Origin of the sequence: Halanaerobium polyolivorans (assembly GCF_020711195.1) — a bacterium.
Lineage (GTDB): Bacteria > Bacillota > Halanaerobiia > Halanaerobiales > Halanaerobiaceae > Halanaerobium > Halanaerobium polyolivorans.
Map to the genome: position 1 here is coordinate 64,598 of NZ_JAJFAT010000003.1, position 17,703 is coordinate 82,300.

General features: G+C 31.7%; 15 protein-coding genes, 1 CRISPR repeat array and 1 riboswitch. All 15 genes read left to right on the forward strand.

Features of this window, described 5'->3' with window-relative positions; all coding sequences use genetic code 11:
* Positions 1-7 precede the first annotated feature (7 nt).
* The 15 genes from LJ207_RS03085 (at position 8) to LJ207_RS03155 (ending at position 14,958) form a co-directional block, all read left to right on the forward strand.
* A complete protein-coding gene (locus tag LJ207_RS03085; RefSeq protein WP_229343991.1) occupies positions 8-607 on the forward strand; it encodes a nucleoside-triphosphatase in 600 nt (199 codons plus the stop codon).
* Positions 608-621: 14 nt separating this feature from the next.
* Positions 622-1,713: a 4Fe-4S dicluster domain-containing protein gene (locus tag LJ207_RS03090; RefSeq protein ID WP_229343993.1), complete on the forward strand. Its 1,092-nt coding sequence runs from the start codon at positions 622-624 to the stop codon at positions 1,711-1,713.
* Between the two features lie 44 nt (positions 1,714-1,757).
* On the forward strand, positions 1,758-3,509 hold the full coding sequence (gene ade / locus LJ207_RS03095; RefSeq protein ID WP_229343994.1) for an adenine deaminase: 1,752 nt from the start codon (positions 1,758-1,760) through the stop codon (positions 3,507-3,509).
* A gap of 75 nt (positions 3,510-3,584) precedes the next feature.
* Positions 3,585-3,684: riboswitch (purine riboswitch) on the forward strand.
* 180 nt (positions 3,685-3,864) lie between these two features.
* Positions 3,865-5,178 (forward strand): NCS2 family permease, encoded by a 1,314-nt coding sequence (locus tag LJ207_RS03100; protein ID WP_229343996.1) that lies wholly within the window; start codon positions 3,865-3,867, stop codon positions 5,176-5,178.
* A 284-nt stretch (positions 5,179-5,462) separates the two neighbouring features.
* A complete protein-coding gene (locus LJ207_RS03105; RefSeq protein ID WP_229343998.1) occupies positions 5,463-5,798 on the forward strand; it encodes a helix-turn-helix transcriptional regulator in 336 nt (111 codons plus the stop codon).
* Between the two features lie 23 nt (positions 5,799-5,821).
* Complete coding sequence (locus LJ207_RS03110; protein ID WP_229343999.1) at positions 5,822-5,986, forward strand: hypothetical protein; 165 nt, start codon at positions 5,822-5,824, stop codon at positions 5,984-5,986.
* Complete coding sequence (locus tag LJ207_RS03115; RefSeq protein ID WP_229344001.1) at positions 5,970-6,254, forward strand: WYL domain-containing protein; 285 nt, start codon at positions 5,970-5,972, stop codon at positions 6,252-6,254. The genes LJ207_RS03110 and LJ207_RS03115 overlap by 17 nt, the downstream gene beginning before the upstream one ends.
* Before the next feature lie 80 nt (positions 6,255-6,334).
* Positions 6,335-8,284: a type I-B CRISPR-associated protein Cas8b/Csh1 gene (cas8b, locus tag LJ207_RS03120; RefSeq protein WP_229344003.1), complete on the forward strand. Its 1,950-nt coding sequence runs from the start codon at positions 6,335-6,337 to the stop codon at positions 8,282-8,284.
* Positions 8,285-8,286: 2 nt separating this feature from the next.
* Positions 8,287-9,144 (forward strand): type I-B CRISPR-associated protein Cas7/Csh2, encoded by an 858-nt coding sequence (gene cas7b, locus LJ207_RS03125; RefSeq protein ID WP_229344005.1) that lies wholly within the window; start codon positions 8,287-8,289, stop codon positions 9,142-9,144.
* Between the two features lie 19 nt (positions 9,145-9,163).
* On the forward strand, positions 9,164-9,889 hold the full coding sequence (gene cas5 / locus LJ207_RS03130) for a CRISPR-associated protein Cas5 (protein ID WP_229344006.1): 726 nt from the start codon (positions 9,164-9,166) through the stop codon (positions 9,887-9,889).
* A gap of 3 nt (positions 9,890-9,892) precedes the next feature.
* Positions 9,893-12,352 (forward strand): CRISPR-associated helicase Cas3', encoded by a 2,460-nt coding sequence (gene cas3 / locus LJ207_RS03135; protein WP_229344008.1) that lies wholly within the window; start codon positions 9,893-9,895, stop codon positions 12,350-12,352.
* Positions 12,353-12,379: 27 nt separating this feature from the next.
* Positions 12,380-13,360, forward strand: a complete 981-nt coding sequence (gene cas1 / locus LJ207_RS03140) for a CRISPR-associated endonuclease Cas1 (protein ID WP_229344009.1) — start codon at positions 12,380-12,382, stop codon at positions 13,358-13,360.
* Positions 13,361-13,651 carry a CRISPR-associated endonuclease Cas2 gene (cas2, locus tag LJ207_RS03145; protein ID WP_229344011.1) on the forward strand — a complete coding sequence of 97 codons (291 nt, stop codon included), beginning with the start codon at positions 13,361-13,363 and terminating at the stop codon, positions 13,649-13,651.
* A gap of 11 nt (positions 13,652-13,662) precedes the next feature.
* A complete protein-coding gene (gene cas4, locus LJ207_RS03150; RefSeq protein ID WP_229344013.1) occupies positions 13,663-14,253 on the forward strand; it encodes a CRISPR-associated protein Cas4 in 591 nt (196 codons plus the stop codon).
* Positions 14,254-14,268: 15 nt separating this feature from the next.
* Complete coding sequence (locus tag LJ207_RS03155) at positions 14,269-14,958, forward strand: CRISPR-associated endonuclease Cas6 (RefSeq protein WP_229344015.1); 690 nt, start codon at positions 14,269-14,271, stop codon at positions 14,956-14,958.
* 257 nt (positions 14,959-15,215) lie between these two features.
* A CRISPR array of direct repeats spans positions 15,216-17,664; the repeat unit is 37 nt; unit sequence GTCATAACTGCAGATCCATTAAAATAAGGATTGAAAC.
* Positions 17,665-17,703 lie beyond the last annotated feature (39 nt).

Genomic DNA, 17,703 nt, shown 5'->3' on the forward strand with positions numbered 1-17,703 from the left:
TGTTAAAATGGAGAAAACAGTAAATAATTATTTTTTAACAGGAGAAAAGAATAGCGGTAAATCTAGTCTTATAAAAAAAATACTGGAGGGAATTGATTATTATCCAGCTGGTTATGCAGTAGCCAGAGAGGTTGATCCACTCAGTCAAAAACCACTTGTTTTTAGACTTGTTCCTGCTTTGTTTTTAAAAACAATGGGAACCAAAAATCTAATCTCTGATTTTGGTGAAGAAAACACCCTAACAATGAGTCACTTTGATAATGTTATTGCAGCAAGGGAAAACATCGATGAAGATTTTGAGGTTTTTCCCGAGGTATTTAATAATTATGGAGTTGAATTATTGAGATTAGATGTTGCAATAGTAATTATGGATGAACTGGGACGTTTTGAAACTGGGGCCGAAAAATTTAAGCGAAAAGTATTTTCGCTTTTAGCTTCAAGAAAAATTGTCTTAGGTGTCCTTAAAGCTGAAAGCAATTCATTTTTAGATCAAATAAGAGAAAGAGAAGATACTAAACTATTTGAGGTAAAAGAAAATAATAGAGAAGAGGTTGAAGCAGAAATATTTTCTGTTTTAAGTCAATTTATGAGAAAAAAAGACTATTAATAGGAGTGAAGATCATGGCTGATCTAAGTGTCAAATTATTTGATTTTATTTTAAAACATCCGGTCATGCCGGCTGCAGGACCACCAATTAAAGATGCTGAGGCTGCTGCTGCTGCTAAAAAAGGTGGTACTGCTGCTGTAGTAACCAAAACTATTTCTACTAAGGCAGCAGAGGTTCCCCGCCCCAATATGGCCCAGTTAAAAAGCGGTTTTATCAATACAGAATTATGGTCAGAAATGGGTCCTGATAAGTGGTTAAATGATGAATATCCTGCTATTAAAGAGCTGGGATTAGCGGTTATTGTTGGGCTGGGATATAATGCTGAAGAAATAAGTGAGCTGGCCAAAAAAGTTGAGCCTTTTGCTGATGCCTTAGAACTTTCCACCCATTATTTGGGTAGTGATCCTTCACCTGTGGTAGAAAGTGTTAAAGCAGCTAAAAAGGCAGTTGATTTACCAGTATTGGTTAAATTAAGTCCCCAAATTGAAATTGCTAAATTCGCTAAAGCTGCTCAAGATGCTGGAGCAGATGGTTTGGTCTTAATAAATTCTTTTGGGCCAACTCTTGATATTGATATAGAAAGTGGTAGACCTTTGATGGGAAGTGAAAATGGTTATGGTTGGCTCTCAGGAGAGGCGATTTTCCCCCTGGCTTTAAGAGCTGTTTTTGAAGCTGTTAAGGCTGTTGAGATACCAGTTATTGCAGTCGGGGGTATCTCCACTGGTGAAGACGCAGTTAAGATGATTATGGCCGGAGCAGAAGCTGTTCAGGTCTGTACCACTGCTATTTTGAATGGCCCTACTGTTTATTCTAAAATCGCTCAGGAAATTGACAGCTACCTGGTGAAACATAATTATAATAGTCTAAATGAAATTAGGGGGATTGCCCAGTCTAAAATGCCTACTAAAGCAAATTATCAAACAAAAGCCCCCAAAATTATAGCTGAAAATTGTACAGGCTGTAGACTTTGTATTATTAGCTGTGTTTATGATGCTAATTACTTAGATGAAGATAAAAAAATAGTCATTGATGAAGACAAATGTGCTGCTTGTGGTCTTTGTGTTACTCGCTGTAATTTTGCTGCTTTAGAATTCAGATGGGATTAAGTTTTTGTTAGACTTATAAAGGCTAGATTAGAAAGGGGGCTTATGTGAAAAAGAGTGAATTATTAAAACAGGCCAGAGGAATAAAAAAGGCAGAAAAAGTTTTTAAAAATGCTGCAGTGGTTGATGTTTTTAATGAAAGACTTATTAATTGTGATCTTGCTGTTGCAGATGGTATTATAATCGGGGTTGGTGACTATCAGGGAGAAGAAGAAATAGATCTCAGCAATATGATTATCAGTCCAGCTTTTATTGATGCTCATCTTCATATAGAATCTTCGATGACTAATGTAGATGAGTTTGCTCGCGAAGTTATTCCCAGGGGAACGACAACAGTGGTAGCAGATCCCCATGAAATTGCCAATGTTGCGGGAATTACGGGGATAAAATATCTTCTGGCTGCAGGTAAGGCACAACCCTGGAATTTCAATTTAATGCTTCCTTCCTGTGTACCTGCCAGTAAATTCGAACATTCTGGAGCTAAATTATCAGCAGCTGATCTAAAAACTCTGCTCAATGAAGAGGGAATATTTGGTTTGGGAGAAGTTATGGATTATCCCTCTGTAATTAATGGTGATCAGGAGATTTGGGAAAAAATAAAAATGGCTGATAATATATTCAAAGATGGACATGCTCCTGCTTTATCAGGGCCAGATTTAAACGCTTATCTGCTGGCTGGAATTGAAGCTGATCATGAGGCTACAACTGCCGAAGAAGCCTTAGAGAAAGTTTCCAAAGGTATGTATATTATGATTAGAGAAGGATCTGTAACCAGAGACCTAGCTGCTCTTTTACCTGTGGTAAACAGCATTAACTGCTCACGCTTTTGTTTTGCTACTGATGACCGCCATCCTGGTGATTTGATCGCAGAAGGCCATATCGATTTTGTTGTCCGCAAGGCAGTACAATATGGATTATCTCCTCTGCGGGCTATTAGAATGGCCAGTATCAATTCTGCTCAAATTTTGGGCATTGATAATTTAGGAGCCATAGCACCTAATTATAAAGCCGATTTTTTGATCATAGATAATTTGAGAGATCTCAATATCAAAGCTGTTTATAAAGATGGTAAACTGACAGCAGAAAATGGAACTTTATTAAAATCAGTTGATAAAAAAGTTTCAGCTGACATCAGTAAAATGATGAGCAGTGAAATTAAAGAAAAAATCTTTAATTCGGTTAAACTGGGTCAAATAAATGAAAGCGATTTTGAATTACCAACAGCAAAAAAATATAGGGTTATAGAACTGCTTGAAGACAAGATTGTTACTGCTGCTTCAGTTTATGAAAGCGAAGCCGATTATCCTGGTGAGCCTCCAAAAATAGAGCTGATAGGTCATAATTTGGTTAAACTTGCAGTTGTTGATAGATATAAAGCTGAGGCCAAGGTAGGTTTAGGCTTATTAAGAAATTTTGGTCTCCGCAAAGGAGCGATCGCAACTTCTATTGGTCATGATGCTCATAACATTATTACTGCTGGTTTAAGTTCAAAAGACATGTATCTTGCAGTTAAAGAAATAGAAAAAATGCAGGGTGGGTTAGTAATAGTTGTAGATGGAATGGTGGAAGAAAAACTTGAACTCAGGGTAGGAGGTTTAATGGCAGAAAAGCCCTTAAAAGTGGTTGCAGATAAATTGGTTAAAATGAGGGATAAGGCTAATTCCCTTGGTGTCAACAGATCAGGTCCCTTTATGACCCTGTCTTTTATGGCCCTAACTGTAATCCCGGAATTAAAGCTGACTGAAGAAGGCTTATTTGATGTTAAGCAGTTTAAAAAGGTAGATTTAATTCTTTGTTGACAATGTTTTAATCTTTATCTATAATAGTAAATGAATTAAAAAATCATGATTATTTTAAAAAATATGTAAATAATTTCAATAAAACTAAATATGCCTCGTATAATTGTGAAAATATGGTTCACAAGTTTCTAGTGTCAGCCGATAACTGGCAACTATGAGGGAAATATGTCTATTTTAGTTAGGATATCTGATATCCTATACTCTGCCTTAACTTAATTAAACCTGAGAAGGTAGATTCCTCATAGTTTGGAGTCTATTTTCTCAGGTTATTTTATTATTAAAAATTTAAGAGAGGTGGTGAAGTTTTTAGTTCTGTTTTCTTTGGTGGCTAAATAACAAGGAGGTTATTAATTAGATGAGTACAGAAAATGGATTTTTAGAAAATGTCTTTAAACTAGAAGAAAATAATACAAATGTTAAAACTGAAGTTATTGCTGGTTTCACTACTTTTATGACCATGGCTTATATTATCTTTGTTAACCCTTCAATACTTAGTGATGCTGGAATGCCTTTTGAAGGTGTTTTAATTGCTACAATTATGAGTGCTGTTTTAGGTACTCTGGCAATGGCGTTTTTAACTAACTATCCTTTTGCTCTTGCTTCTGGAATGGGATTAAATGCATTTTTTGCCTATTCAGTAGTAATTGGAATGGGAGTACCCTGGCAGGTTGCCTTAGGAATAATCTTTTTAGAAGGTATATTATTTATTATTTTAAGTGTTACTCCTGTAAGGGAGATGATTGTAAACAGTATTCCGATGGCCCTTAAGACAGGTATTAGTGCCGGTATAGGTTTGTTTATAGCCTTTATTGGTTTGCAGAATGCCAATATTGTTGTGGCAGACCAGGCAACACTGATTGCGATGGGTGATTTGTTCTCAGGGCCTGCTTTGGTTGCTTTATTTGGTCTTTTAGTAACAGGTATCTTACATGCCAGAAAAATTAAAGGATCACTGCTCTGGGGTATCCTTTTATCAACCGCATTTGGCTGGATAAATGGTGTTACACCAGCTTTTGATGGTTTAATTGCAATGCCTCAAATGGCAGATTGGTCTGAGGTTCTCTTTCAATTAGATATTCAATCAGCCCTTAGTCTAGGTATGGTTGGGGTTATCTTGTCTTTCTTATTTGTTGATATGTTTGATACTGCTGGAACACTTGTTGGAGTAAGTCAGCAGGCAGGTTATTTAGATGAAAATGGAGATTTACCTAAAGCTAGTAGAGCTTTACTGGCTGATGCGATCGGTACAACTGGTGGAGCCCTTTTTGGTACAAGTACTGTTACAACATATGTTGAGTCTGCTGCCGGGGTTGGAGATGGTGGTAGAACAGGATTAACTGGTGTGGTTGTTTCAGCCCTATTCCTACTGGCTCTATTTTTTAGACCTTTAATTGGTATTGTCCCAGCTGCAGCTACTTCTCCAGCCTTAATCGTTGTAGGAACAATGATGATGACAAATATAACTAAGCTTGACTGGGGTGACTTCACCGAGATCTTACCAGCCTTTATGGCGATGATTATAATGCCCTTAACTTATTCAATTTCTCATGGTATTGCTTTTGGATTTATCGTTTATCCAATTGTCAAACTTTTTACTGGTCAGGGTGAAGATGTTCACTGGTTAGTATATGTCTTAGCTCTTGTATTTGCCGCTTATTTTATATTTTAAATAAATTTCTAAATAAAAATTAAATAGAGTAATAATTATATTAATTAGACAGCCTTAGTTTTGATTTCAAGGCTGTCTTTTTTTATTCTTTAGCAAGCTTTAATATATTTAAGTTAAGATTTTAATGAAGGTGAATTGATTTAAGAGTTAATCTGGATCAGAAATAATTTTATTAAAGGATTGTTCTTTCCAATCACGAATTTAGTATATAAAGGTAATTTAAGAATTTATAGTTATTTTTTTGCGATATAAATTGACAAAATACTTAGAAAAGAGGGATGGGGATGGCTGAAAATAACAGGATTTTTAGAATCATAAAGACTATAATGCTTTTAAATGAACCTTATAAACACTGGGAAGCTAATGATTTTGCTGAATACTTTAATATTTCCGAAAGAACTTTTAACAAGGATAAGAAAATCATGGAAGACCTTGGTGTACCAATCTATTATGATAATTACTTAAAAGAATATAAGATTCTGGACAATTTTACTTTTAAGGCCCCAAATTTGGATCAAAAAGAGACTGAGGCAGTGCTGCTGGCAGCTAAAGAATATCAAAACCGCAGCTTTTCGATGAAAAGGGAGCAGGAATCAGCTCTGGCCAAAGTTTATAATTAGCTGCCGGAATTTTAAAGAATAGTATGGGCAGCTACATCAAAAATTATGAAATCATATCCGATCCTTTTGTTGATATGGAAGAACATCAACAAAAATTTGAACTGCCAGATGATTTTTCACTGACTGAAGAATTAGAAACCGCCTGGGGAGTAAGAGCAGGGCAACGAGGAAATGGAAGTAGAGGTTAAATTCAGCGGTCGTACAGCCTCCTTTGTTCCCGAATACCACTGGAGCGATAAACAGAAGATTGAAGATATTAGTGTAAATGAGATAGTATTTAAAGTTAAAACCAGCAGTTGGGAAGAGATAAAAAAGTGGATTTTAGGTTATGAAGCTGAGGCTGAGGTGCTGAAACCAGAAGATTTGAGGTCAGTTATGCGGCAGGAGATAGAAAAAACAGGTGTTCGCGACATAAGGGTGTCACAGGGGTATGGTAAGATGGTTTTACAGGATTAATATATAGCTTGATATTTCAATAAGTGTTATTTAAATTTATGATATTTTATTAAAAAATATTAATCAGGGGGCGATATTAGGTGATTAAATCATTTCAAGAAATAGGTAAACTTCAACTGGAGGGATTATCAGATAGTGAAAAGAGGAAAAAGTTTTTAGAGACCCAGACTATCCTGCCCAATGAACCAAACAGTGATAATGATGATGCAGATAAATATAGAGAAATAATAATTAATCTTGATCAGGTTAATGATGAGATTGAGATTAAAAGTGGTGATGAATTATATGAAGAAAATAGAGAGCAGTTTTTTGGATTTGACCTACTAGGTAGAAGAAGTAAAAAAATATATTTTAGCTGTAATAATTTGTATTATCACTTACTTACAGTACCTCAGATGCTTGATTATATTGGTGATAAATTTCCGGAAAGTCAGTTCAAAGAATTTCAATTATTATTAGAAAATTTAAAAGATAACTTTTATAATACACATGGTAAAAAGAGTTTTCTTAAGTTGGAAAAATTTAAAGATTCAACTGCAGATAAATTAACTGAATATCTAGATGATAAAGAAATTAATCATAAAAATATGCAAAATGTTTTAGAGGAATATGTGAGTAAAGATATTTTAGGAAGCACCCGTAAAAATTTCGTAAATAATCTAAATATCTTTTCATTAAAAATAAATGATAAATATATAACAGAGACTAAATACAATGATGATTATATAGATATAGTATATTTTGAAAGGCAGGGCCGATTTTTTGACCAATCTGAAAAAATGGTTAAAGAATATGCTTTATGTGGTACCTGTAATGAGAAAAAATTGGTGACAGGTAAGATTGATATTCCGACCAAGTTTTATGTTACTAGCAGCCCATATTTCTTTGAAAACTTAAATGATAATAATGCCTATAAATCCTTTGGTATCTGTCAGGAATGTTATCAGGAAGTAATGGTTGGTATTAGTAAGGTGGAACAAAATTATTATGGAAGATTATTTAACAGGCTTAGATATTATGTTATTCCAAAGAATATAAATAAGGATGAAAACTATGATAGAGCTCTAGAAATAATAAAAGATATCTTCGCTGATCAGCCTGAGGGTGATAAAGATCATTTCGAAAAATTTAAAAACCTTAAAAAGAAAAGGAATTTTAAGATGGACTTTCTTTTCTGGAGACCTGATCAGGCTTCATTTATAGTTCTCGATTCAATAGATGATGTACCATATGATGATATAAAGATTATCTTTAGATCTTTAAGAAAAGCAAATCAAGATACTTACGGTCATGAAAGTGATGTTCGAAATTACAGGCTTTATTTTAATGATCTATACTGGCTTTTATTTCCTAACAATAGATCTCATAAAAATCCAGATCCTAAACTTTATAGAAAAGAGATGTTAAACCTTTTTGATTCAATTATGAAGGGTAAGGATATAGATTATAATTATCTTATTAGAAAGTTTATAACTATTTTAAATAAAAGATATTATTTTAATAAAAAGAATGAAAAGGAGGTAATAGCTCATCCGTTAAAGATGAATCTAATGTTAAGCTGGCTAAATCAGATAACAAATTTAAAAGGAGGTTACAAAGTGAGAGAAGGCAGTAATTTTACAGAGATTGAAGATGCGGATATTAGAAAGTTTTTTGAAGTTCATTCTGAAACCTATGAAGATAATTCCTACAGACAGGGTTTATTTTTATTAGGCGTTTTAATGAATCAGGTTTTAAAAGAACAGCAGAAAGAAAACAAATCAGCAAATATTTTGGATAAACTAAGTTTTGATGGAATGCCTGTTAGGAGAGTAAAGAAATTCACTAAAGATATAACAGAGATTTTGAACATTTATGATAAATATAATGTTAATCAGCTCTTACATGCTCAGATGATTGATAGGATACAGGGGATTGAAAATTCAAGTTTAAATAAAGATGAAGTTGTCTTTTATATTCTTTCAGGAGTTTCTTTTGGCAGATATTTAGGCCATAAATATTATAATAATAAAAAAGGAGATGAGAAATAATTATGACTGAAGAACTTAATAATTCAGAAATTTTGTTTCTATATGATGCTAAGAAAGCAAATCCTAATGGTGACATGGATAATGAAAATAAGCCGAGAATGGATTGGGATACAGGGACTAATTTGGTCAGTGATGTCCGCTTAAAAAGATATATTAGAGATTATTTAGAAAGTGTTAAAGGGGAAGAATTATTTGTTACCAATAGGGCTGAAGATGCTAAAGATAGAGTTAAACAATTAGATGATGGTGATGTTTTGGATTTAATTGGGGTCAGATTATTTGGTGCAGTTCAGGCAACGGGTGATGCAGATCATTTAACAGGACCAGTTCAATTTAATTGGGGGTATTCCTTAAATACTGTTGAACTGCAGGAAAGCAAGACAATAACATCCAGTTTTAGTTCTGGCAAGGGTGTAGGCAAGGATTATCGGGTTAAGTATTCATTCCTGGCATTCAGTGGTGGCATAAACGGTCTTACAGCTCGAAGCACAAAGCTTTCAGAATCTGATGTTAAACTTCTTGACGAGGCGATAGTTAAATCAATTCCTTTAAATAGAACCCGCTCAAAGATTGGTCAGACACCCAGATTATACTTAAGAGCTGAGATGAAAGACAATGAAACAGTTTTAAATGACCTAAGAGAATATATTGATCTTGAATATAATACTCCTGAAGAAAATGTTAGAGAGATAAGTGATGTAATTTTGGATATAACTGAATTATTAGATTATTTAATTGAAAATGAAAATAAAATAAAAAAGATAAATTATTGGTATGATAGTAAACTTAAATTTAAAGATGATGGCTTAAATAAATTATTAAATCAATTTTCAGGGAGTTCAAATGAACTGGAATATTAAATCCAGGAGGTAAGATAATATGGAATTTAATAAGATTATATGTTTTGATATAAAAGGTAAAACAGGACATTTCAAAAAATATTACAGCAATAAAAGCTCTCTGTCATATTTACTTCCTACAAGAACTGTTTTAATGGGGATGGTTGCATCTATACTTGAATATCCGAGAGATAGTTATTACGATGATTTATCCTCTGATAACGCTAAATTTGGACTTCAGATAATCAATTCAGTTTATAGACATCTTGAATGTATGAATTATTTAAGAAAAGAAGGAGGTCATACGCAGGTTAGGCTCCAGTTGCTATTACCAAAAGGAGCTAAAAACTTAAAATATAGGGTTTATTTCACTCATAGAAATGAGGAACTTATAAATAGGTTAGAAAGTAAATTAAAGGCTGGTAAACTTGGATATGGGCTCTTTTTTGGACAGAGACAGTTCAGGGCAGTGGCTGAATATATTGAAACAATTGATCAACTAGATATAATAAATAATTTTACTGGAGCATTAAGTTCTATAACTTATAAAGACAACATTAAGTCAATTAATTTATCAACAGAGGTTGATTTAATAGTTGAAAATATGCCAGTAGATTTTGATGAGGTCGATTCAGGAAGAGAACCTGCTGAGATGGCTTCTTTTTGTTATGAAGAAAATGGTCGAAATATAAAGGGAGATTTTATTCAGGGAATTAAATTTAAAGATAAGATAATCAGTTTTTATACCCCTGTGCAGGAGGTTTAACTAATGAAAGAATTATTGTCCCATTATTCGAGTAATCATAGAAAAGAGCTCAAAGATCATCTTTTAGAAGTTGCAGAAAAGTCCAGGAAGTTAATACTAGATAAGGATTTAAATCTATCAATTTTATCCCAAAATAATCTGGCTGATATAAGTTATCTTATTGGTGTTTTACATGATTTCGGTAAAACAACTACTTATTTTCAAAATTATTTAATTTATGGTGAGAGTACTAATCTCTCTCACCATGGATTGATTTCTGCAATAGCGGGATATTGTCTGCTTAAAAATAAATATAATGGAAGATTAGCAATATTGGGTTATATGGTTATAAAAAAGCACCATGGTAACCTGGAATCACCTCTGGAAAGCAATGAAAGAATATATTTTGATCTACAAAAACAGTTGGATAATATTAAAAAAAATAACTTTAAAAAGGTTGAAGCAATATATAATAATTTATTAGCTGATTTTGATATTACAATTAAAGATGTTATTGAAGATATAGAAGATTTTTTATTTGATGAAGAAGATATTGGAGAGTATTTTAGAGAAGAAATTATCATGAATAAATTTAAAGATGAATCAAAAGCTGTAGAGTTATTTTTAATGAATAATCTTTTATACTCAGTTTTAATAGATTCAGATAAGAAAAATGCTGCAAGAGTAAATGATGATTATTTTGAAGGTGCTACAAAAGAGAAGATAAAAGTAAAAGAATATCTTGATTTTTGTAGAGAAAATAATCCAGATAAATTCAATCCAGAAAAACCCATAAATAGTTTAAGAAATGATTTTTTTGATGATGTAGTTAACAATTCCGAAATATCATTAAATCAATATTTATATACTCTAACAGCTCCAACTGGAATTGGTAAAACTTTTGCTTCTTTTGCCTTTGCCAATAAAATAAATTCATTTTATGAAAAAGGTAGACGAGTTATTTATTGTTTACCCTATACTTCAATAATAGATCAAAATTATTCCGAGTTTGAAAAAATAATTAAATTCAATTTAAAAGATAAATATGATGTTAAACCTACTAAATATTTGTTAAGACATCATTATCTTTCACCACTGAAAATTGAAGAAAATATAGAAAATAAAGATGACAGTAAAGAAAGTAAAGATTTAGATAATTATTTAGTCAATAAATTATTGTTAGAGTCATGGGAGTCGGGTAATATTGTAACAACATTTGTTCAATTATTAGAAAGTATTATTGGTAATAGAAATAGTTATCTCAAAAAATTTCATAACATAGTAAATTCAGTAGTTATTTTAGATGAAGTACAAAATATACCTGTTAAATTTTATCAGGTAGCAGGGAAAGTTTTAAATATTTTTGCAGAGAAATTTAATACCTATATATTATTAATGACTGCAACTCAACCAGATATTTTATCAGGTAATGAGTTAGTTAATCTTATAGATGAAAGAAAATATGCTAAAAATCCTGTATTTGATAGAGTAAATTTAAAATTATTAAATGAATTAAATCCATTCTCGATTGATGAATTCATTGATTATTTTGATTCTAATTTTAATAATGATAACTGCCTTATAGTTTGCAATACAATAAATTCCGCTTTAAAAATTCATGATAAGTTAAAAGATAAGTCCAATAATTATAAAGTTTACTCTTTAACTACCAACTTAATTCCTGCTGATAGAAAAGATAAAATTAATAATATTGATAAAGAGTTAAGGGCTGGAGAAAAGGTCATTGTTATATCGACTCAATTAATTGAAGCGGGCGTGGATTTAAGTTTTAAAGAAGTTTATAGAGATTTTGGACCGCTGGATTCCATTGTTCAGGTAGCAGGGAGATGTAATAGAAATAATGAGTATGAGAATAAAGGGAAAGTAAATATTATAAAGTTAAAAGATGAAAAAGATAGAGAATTTTCCAAACGTATTTATGATAATAAATTGTTAGATATTTGCGAAAAAGTTTTATCCGAGAACAGTTCTTTTTTAGATATGAGCCAGAGCTATTTTGCTAAAGTAAACGATAGTTTTACCAGAGATAATAAATATCTAATGAATGCGATTAAAAATTTAAATTACAGTAAGAAAAGAGATAAAGAAATTCCGATTAAAGATTTTACTATAATTGAAGAAAAAGGTGGTAAAGAAGATATCATTATCTGTAGAGATGAAGCGGTGGAATTAAAGATCAGAAACTTAATTGATTTATATGAAAGAATTAAAGAGACAGAAGAGAGTAAAAAATTAAATAGGTTAATAGCTCAAAAAGAACTAATTAATAAAGAGCTTGCCAATTATAGAGTTAGTGTCTATAGAAATCAATTAGAAAAATATTATGTTGATTATCAAATAGTTAAGGAATTTAAATATTTTAGATATATTGATTATGAGGACCAAAAAGAATATTTATATGATGAAAATATTGGATTTTTAAGCGATCCCAAAAAGCCTCCTTCATCATCATTAGTCTTTTAAATCTAAATATTTAAGGATGTGAAAACCATGCAGCTAATCATCAATACCTACGGCAGCTACCTCCATGTTAAGCAGAGTTCTTTTGAAATAAAGGCAGATGGCAAAAAGAAAAGGGTTTCTGCCAAAAAAGTTGATTCAATTTTAATTACAACTGGGGCTGCCATTAGCAGTGATGCAGTAAAATTGGCCCTCGAAAATAACATCGAGGTCCAATTTCTTGATCATTTTGGTAGATCAATGGGTAAAATCTGGCACTCTAAATTAGGTAGTACTACCTATATTAGGCGACGTCAGCTTGAACTTGCTGATAATGAAGAAGGTAGTAAATTGATTAAAGAAATAATGGTAGAAAAGGCTGAAAACATGATAAAACATCTTTATGATCTGGGAATTAAAAGAGGTGAAGATAAACAAAATTATTTATTTGAAACTATAGAAGAAATGGAAAAATTAAAAGCCAAAATTCCTAAATTAACTGGTCCAGTAGAAATGATGCGGAATTCGATTATGGGATATGAAGGTAATATTTCAAAAAAATATTTTGATGCTTTAAATTATCTCCTGCCAGATCGTTATAAATTTGACAAAAGGACTTTCAGACCGGCTGAAGATGAATTTAATTGTTTATTAAATTATGGCTATGGAGTTTTGTACGGAAAAGTTGAAAAAGCTTTGATTATTGCTGGATTGGATCCTTACGTTGGGATTTTACATACTGATGGTTATAATAAAAAGTCTTTTGTTTTTGACTTTATAGAAATTTACAGACATCACATTGATCGGATAGTTATGAAGTTATTCAGTCGCAAAAAAGTAAGGAAGTCCCATTTTGATGAGATTAAAGGTGGTGTCACTTTAAATAAAGAGGGAAAAGAAGTCTTTCTAACAGCTTTAAATAAATATTTTGATCAGAGTATTTATTACAAGGGGAGACAAATTAAAGTAAATAATATTATTCAATTTGACTGTCATAACCTGGCTAATCGCATTATTGAGGAGGGAGATTAAATGCTTGTCTGGTGTATATATGATATTGTTGAAGATAGAGTCCGTAAAAAAATTTCTGATAAAGCTATTGAACAGGGGTTATATAGAGTACAAAAATCTGTTTTTGCTGGAAATATAGATAGTAATTTGTTGGATGAATTAGTTGTCTATTCAGAAGATCTAATAAATCCTGAAGATGATTCAGTTTATATTTTTCCAATGTGCCAGGAAGACTTTAAAAAAATTGAATTACTGGGACAGGCATTTAACAAAGCCAAAGTTAATGATGAGCTGCAAAGTTTATTTAGTTAGGAGTTTTAAAAATGAGTGAAAATATTAGTCTGACTCCAAGTATAGTTATGGAATATTTATACTGCCCTCGTTTTATTTATTATATGCTTTATCTGAAAATATCACAGCATGAGGAAAGAAGATATAAGGTCCAGCGGGGTAAAAGTTGTCATCAGAACAAATTAAAAGTTAACAAGTCATATTTAAGGAAAAAGATTGGTGTTAAAGAAAAAATTCTGGATGAAAAGTTATATTCAAGAATATATAATATTCATGGTATAGTAGATGAAATTCTGTTTTTAGAAGATGGAACTGCTGCTTCTTTAGATTACAAATTTGCTAAATATAAAGAAAGAACTTTTTTAACTCATAAATATCAGGCAGGAATGTATTCTTTGATGATTAAAGATAATTACAATATAGATGTCAAAAAGGCTTTTATTGTTTATATTAGAAGTAAAAATAAATTAATAGAGATTGACATAAAAAATGAAATATATAATGATTTGCAGAATATTTTAAACGAAATAATCAATATAATTCAAAAGGGCTTTTTTCCAAAAAGAACAAAATATAAAAGTAGATGTCGAGACTGTACCTATAGAAATATTTGTATTAAATAAACCGGGGGGATTAAATTGGAAATCAAAGTCACAAAATTAAGTTATGAACTGGCGGATGAGCTGCCTGTTAGGTATGGCCACAAATTGCGAGGTTATTTTGCGAATAAATTTAAAGATGTTTTATTTCATCAGCATAAAAAAGATGGTAGTTTAAGATATAAATATCCGTTGATTCAATATAAAATCATTAATAATAAGCCTTTAATAGTCGGTTTGGGTGAAGGAGCAGAAAAAATAATAAATAATTTTTTGGATATTGATGAACTTAAATTTGAGGATAAAATATATAGTGATCCTGCAGGAAGATTAAATGTAGATCAGAAAGAGTTATTTATTAATAATAACTATGATATGCCGGCTTATAAATATAATTTTATTACTCCCTGGTTGGGATTAAGTCAAAAAAATTATAAAAAGTATAAAAATGAATATATTAATGTTTCAGCTAAGAAAAAAATTAAGTTTTTAAAACGGTTAATTATTGGTAATATACTTAGCTTTGCTAAAGGGATAGACTGGTGGATTGAAGAAGAAATAGTTGTAGAAGCAAAATTAGAAGAGATTTCAGTTAAATTCAAAAACAAAGATATGGTTGGTTTTAAAGGTTATTTCTATAGTAATATTTATTTGCCTGAATTTATTGGATTAGGGAAATCGACTAGCAGAGGTTTTGGAACTATAAGTAGAGAAAAAATTCTTGATTAAGCTTGTTTTAAGACTGGAAATTTTATAAAATATAACTAAGAAAGAGGAAAAAAGTAAGATTCTGAAGCAAATTTATTTTACTTAAGAATATTGAACCTTTATAATCCAATATATGTAAGTTTGGTCAGGATGATCAAAGTCGCGGCATTTGGTATTAATTTAGCTATTTTTTTAGATTTAGTTTTGAAAAACTCTTTAAAAAATTCTAGGATAATTGCTAAAGTTACTGTTATATAAATGAAAATCAACCGTGACGGGTCATAACTGCAGATCCATTAAAATAAGGATTGAAACAGATTGTAGCTCTAACTTATGATCCAAACTTAATTGGTCATAACTGCAGATCCATTAAAATAAGGATTGAAACATGTCATTCACTTTTTCGACGGCACACAAATCAGTGTCATAACTGCAGATCCATTAAAATAAGGATTGAAACGGTGAATTGGATTTGTTAGTTATTGACTATTTGCAGTCATAACTGCAGATCCATTAAAATAAGGATTGAAACGCAAGACTTGGACTGAAGCTGAAAATCCTAATATAGTCATAACTGCAGATCCATTAAAATAAGGATTGAAACATGGCCCTGTATGGGGTGATGAATACGAGATAGATGGGTCATAACTGCAGATCCATTAAAATAAGGATTGAAACACTCTATACATGTATTAATACCTTCATAGCTTTAAAGTCATAACTGCAGATCCATTAAAATAAGGATTGAAACGAAAATGATAGAGAAGGTATGAAGAAAAATAGAGTGTCATAACTGCAGATCCATTAAAATAAGGATTGAAACTCTGCAACTGACAAAGTTAGAGTTGAGTATGTAGGGTCATAACTGCAGATCCATTAAAATAAGGATTGAAACATTCATTTGAAACTCTTTGAATTTCACTTAAAATATGTCATAACTGCAGATCCATTAAAATAAGGATTGAAACTAAGAAAGTGGGTGATTAGATGGCCGTACAGGTAGGGTCATAACTGCAGATCCATTAAAATAAGGATTGAAACACAAGTGGGATTAAGTGGGAAAGCGGGAGGTATGCAGGTCATAACTGCAGATCCATTAAAATAAGGATTGAAACACCTTAAAATAAAGCGTAAAATCCTCACCATTAACAGGTCATAACTGCAGATCCATTAAAATAAGGATTGAAACTATCAGTAGTCCAAACACCAAATAAAATTCCGACAGGTCATAACTGCAGATCCATTAAAATAAGGATTGAAACATAAACTTCCTAATTTCTAAATTACCATCCGTAACTGTCATAACTGCAGATCCATTAAAATAAGGATTGAAACATTTTCCTGATGAAGTTAAAATTAGACAAGCAATGGTCATAACTGCAGATCCATTAAAATAAGGATTGAAACTGAAGTAACAGGTTATCGCATAAGTGAACCGTTTGAGTCATAACTGCAGATCCATTAAAATAAGGATTGAAACTCTTGCCACCAGTTGTTCTTGCTCCGCCGTTGCCATGGTCATAACTGCAGATCCATTAAAATAAGGATTGAAACTCCGAAGGTGAATTGTCCAGCGAAGAAATGTCTGCTGGTCATAACTGCAGATCCATTAAAATAAGGATTGAAACTTATTAAGTCTTACAGCCGACAATAAAGTTAAATCAGTCATAACTGCAGATCCATTAAAATAAGGATTGAAACATAGGGATGACGGTAGTTATCAATGGGTTGCAGTTAAAGTCATAACTGCAGATCCATTAAAATAAGGATTGAAACAGTTTTTGGGCCGACCATGCAACAATCTCAGTATTATAGTCATAACTGCAGATCCATTAAAATAAGGATTGAAACGAGTTATCTAAAAATGCACTTCTAACTATGTTATCAAGTCATAACTGCAGATCCATTAAAATAAGGATTGAAACTACTTTGATGGATTGACAGCTTATGAGTCAGATCGTGTCATAACTGCAGATCCATTAAAATAAGGATTGAAACATTATCTTGCCTTCTTCATTCCTCTCAACCTTTCTAGTCATAACTGCAGATCCATTAAAATAAGGATTGAAACATAGCAACAACATCAATATCCGGATAAAACTGGTATGTCATAACTGCAGATCCATTAAAATAAGGATTGAAACTCTAGGTAATCATCCCCAACTTTGACACTTATACTGTCATAACTGCAGATCCATTAAAATAAGGATTGAAACTTGGATATATTAAAGGAAGGTGATTAAATGGCAACGTCATAACTGCAGATCCATTAAAATAAGGATTGAAACATTTTCCTGATGAAGTTAAAATTAGACAAGCGATGGTCATAACTGCAGATCCATTAAAATAAGGATTGAAACTTTTGTAGTAAGCGACAAGTCCTGTCTCATCACCTGTGTCATAACTGCAGATCCATTAAAATAAGGATTGAAACGAAATACTTTTCCTCTTAGTCATTTTTTACCCCCTAAGTCATAACTGCAGATCCATTAAAATAAGGATTGAAACAATACCACCTTAAAGACTTTATTAAACACGGTGGTGGTCATAACTGCAGATCCATTAAAATAAGGATTGAAACTCATATTCGCTTTCCAAAATTTCATGAGTGATATAATGTCATAACTGCAGATCCATTAAAATAAGGATTGAAACATTCAGATTGACAAAGAAAGAAACTTCGAAGAACTGTCATAACTGCAGATCCATTAAAATAAGGATTGAAACTTAGAACTAAGTTTGCACTAATTGAAGCTGATGAACGTC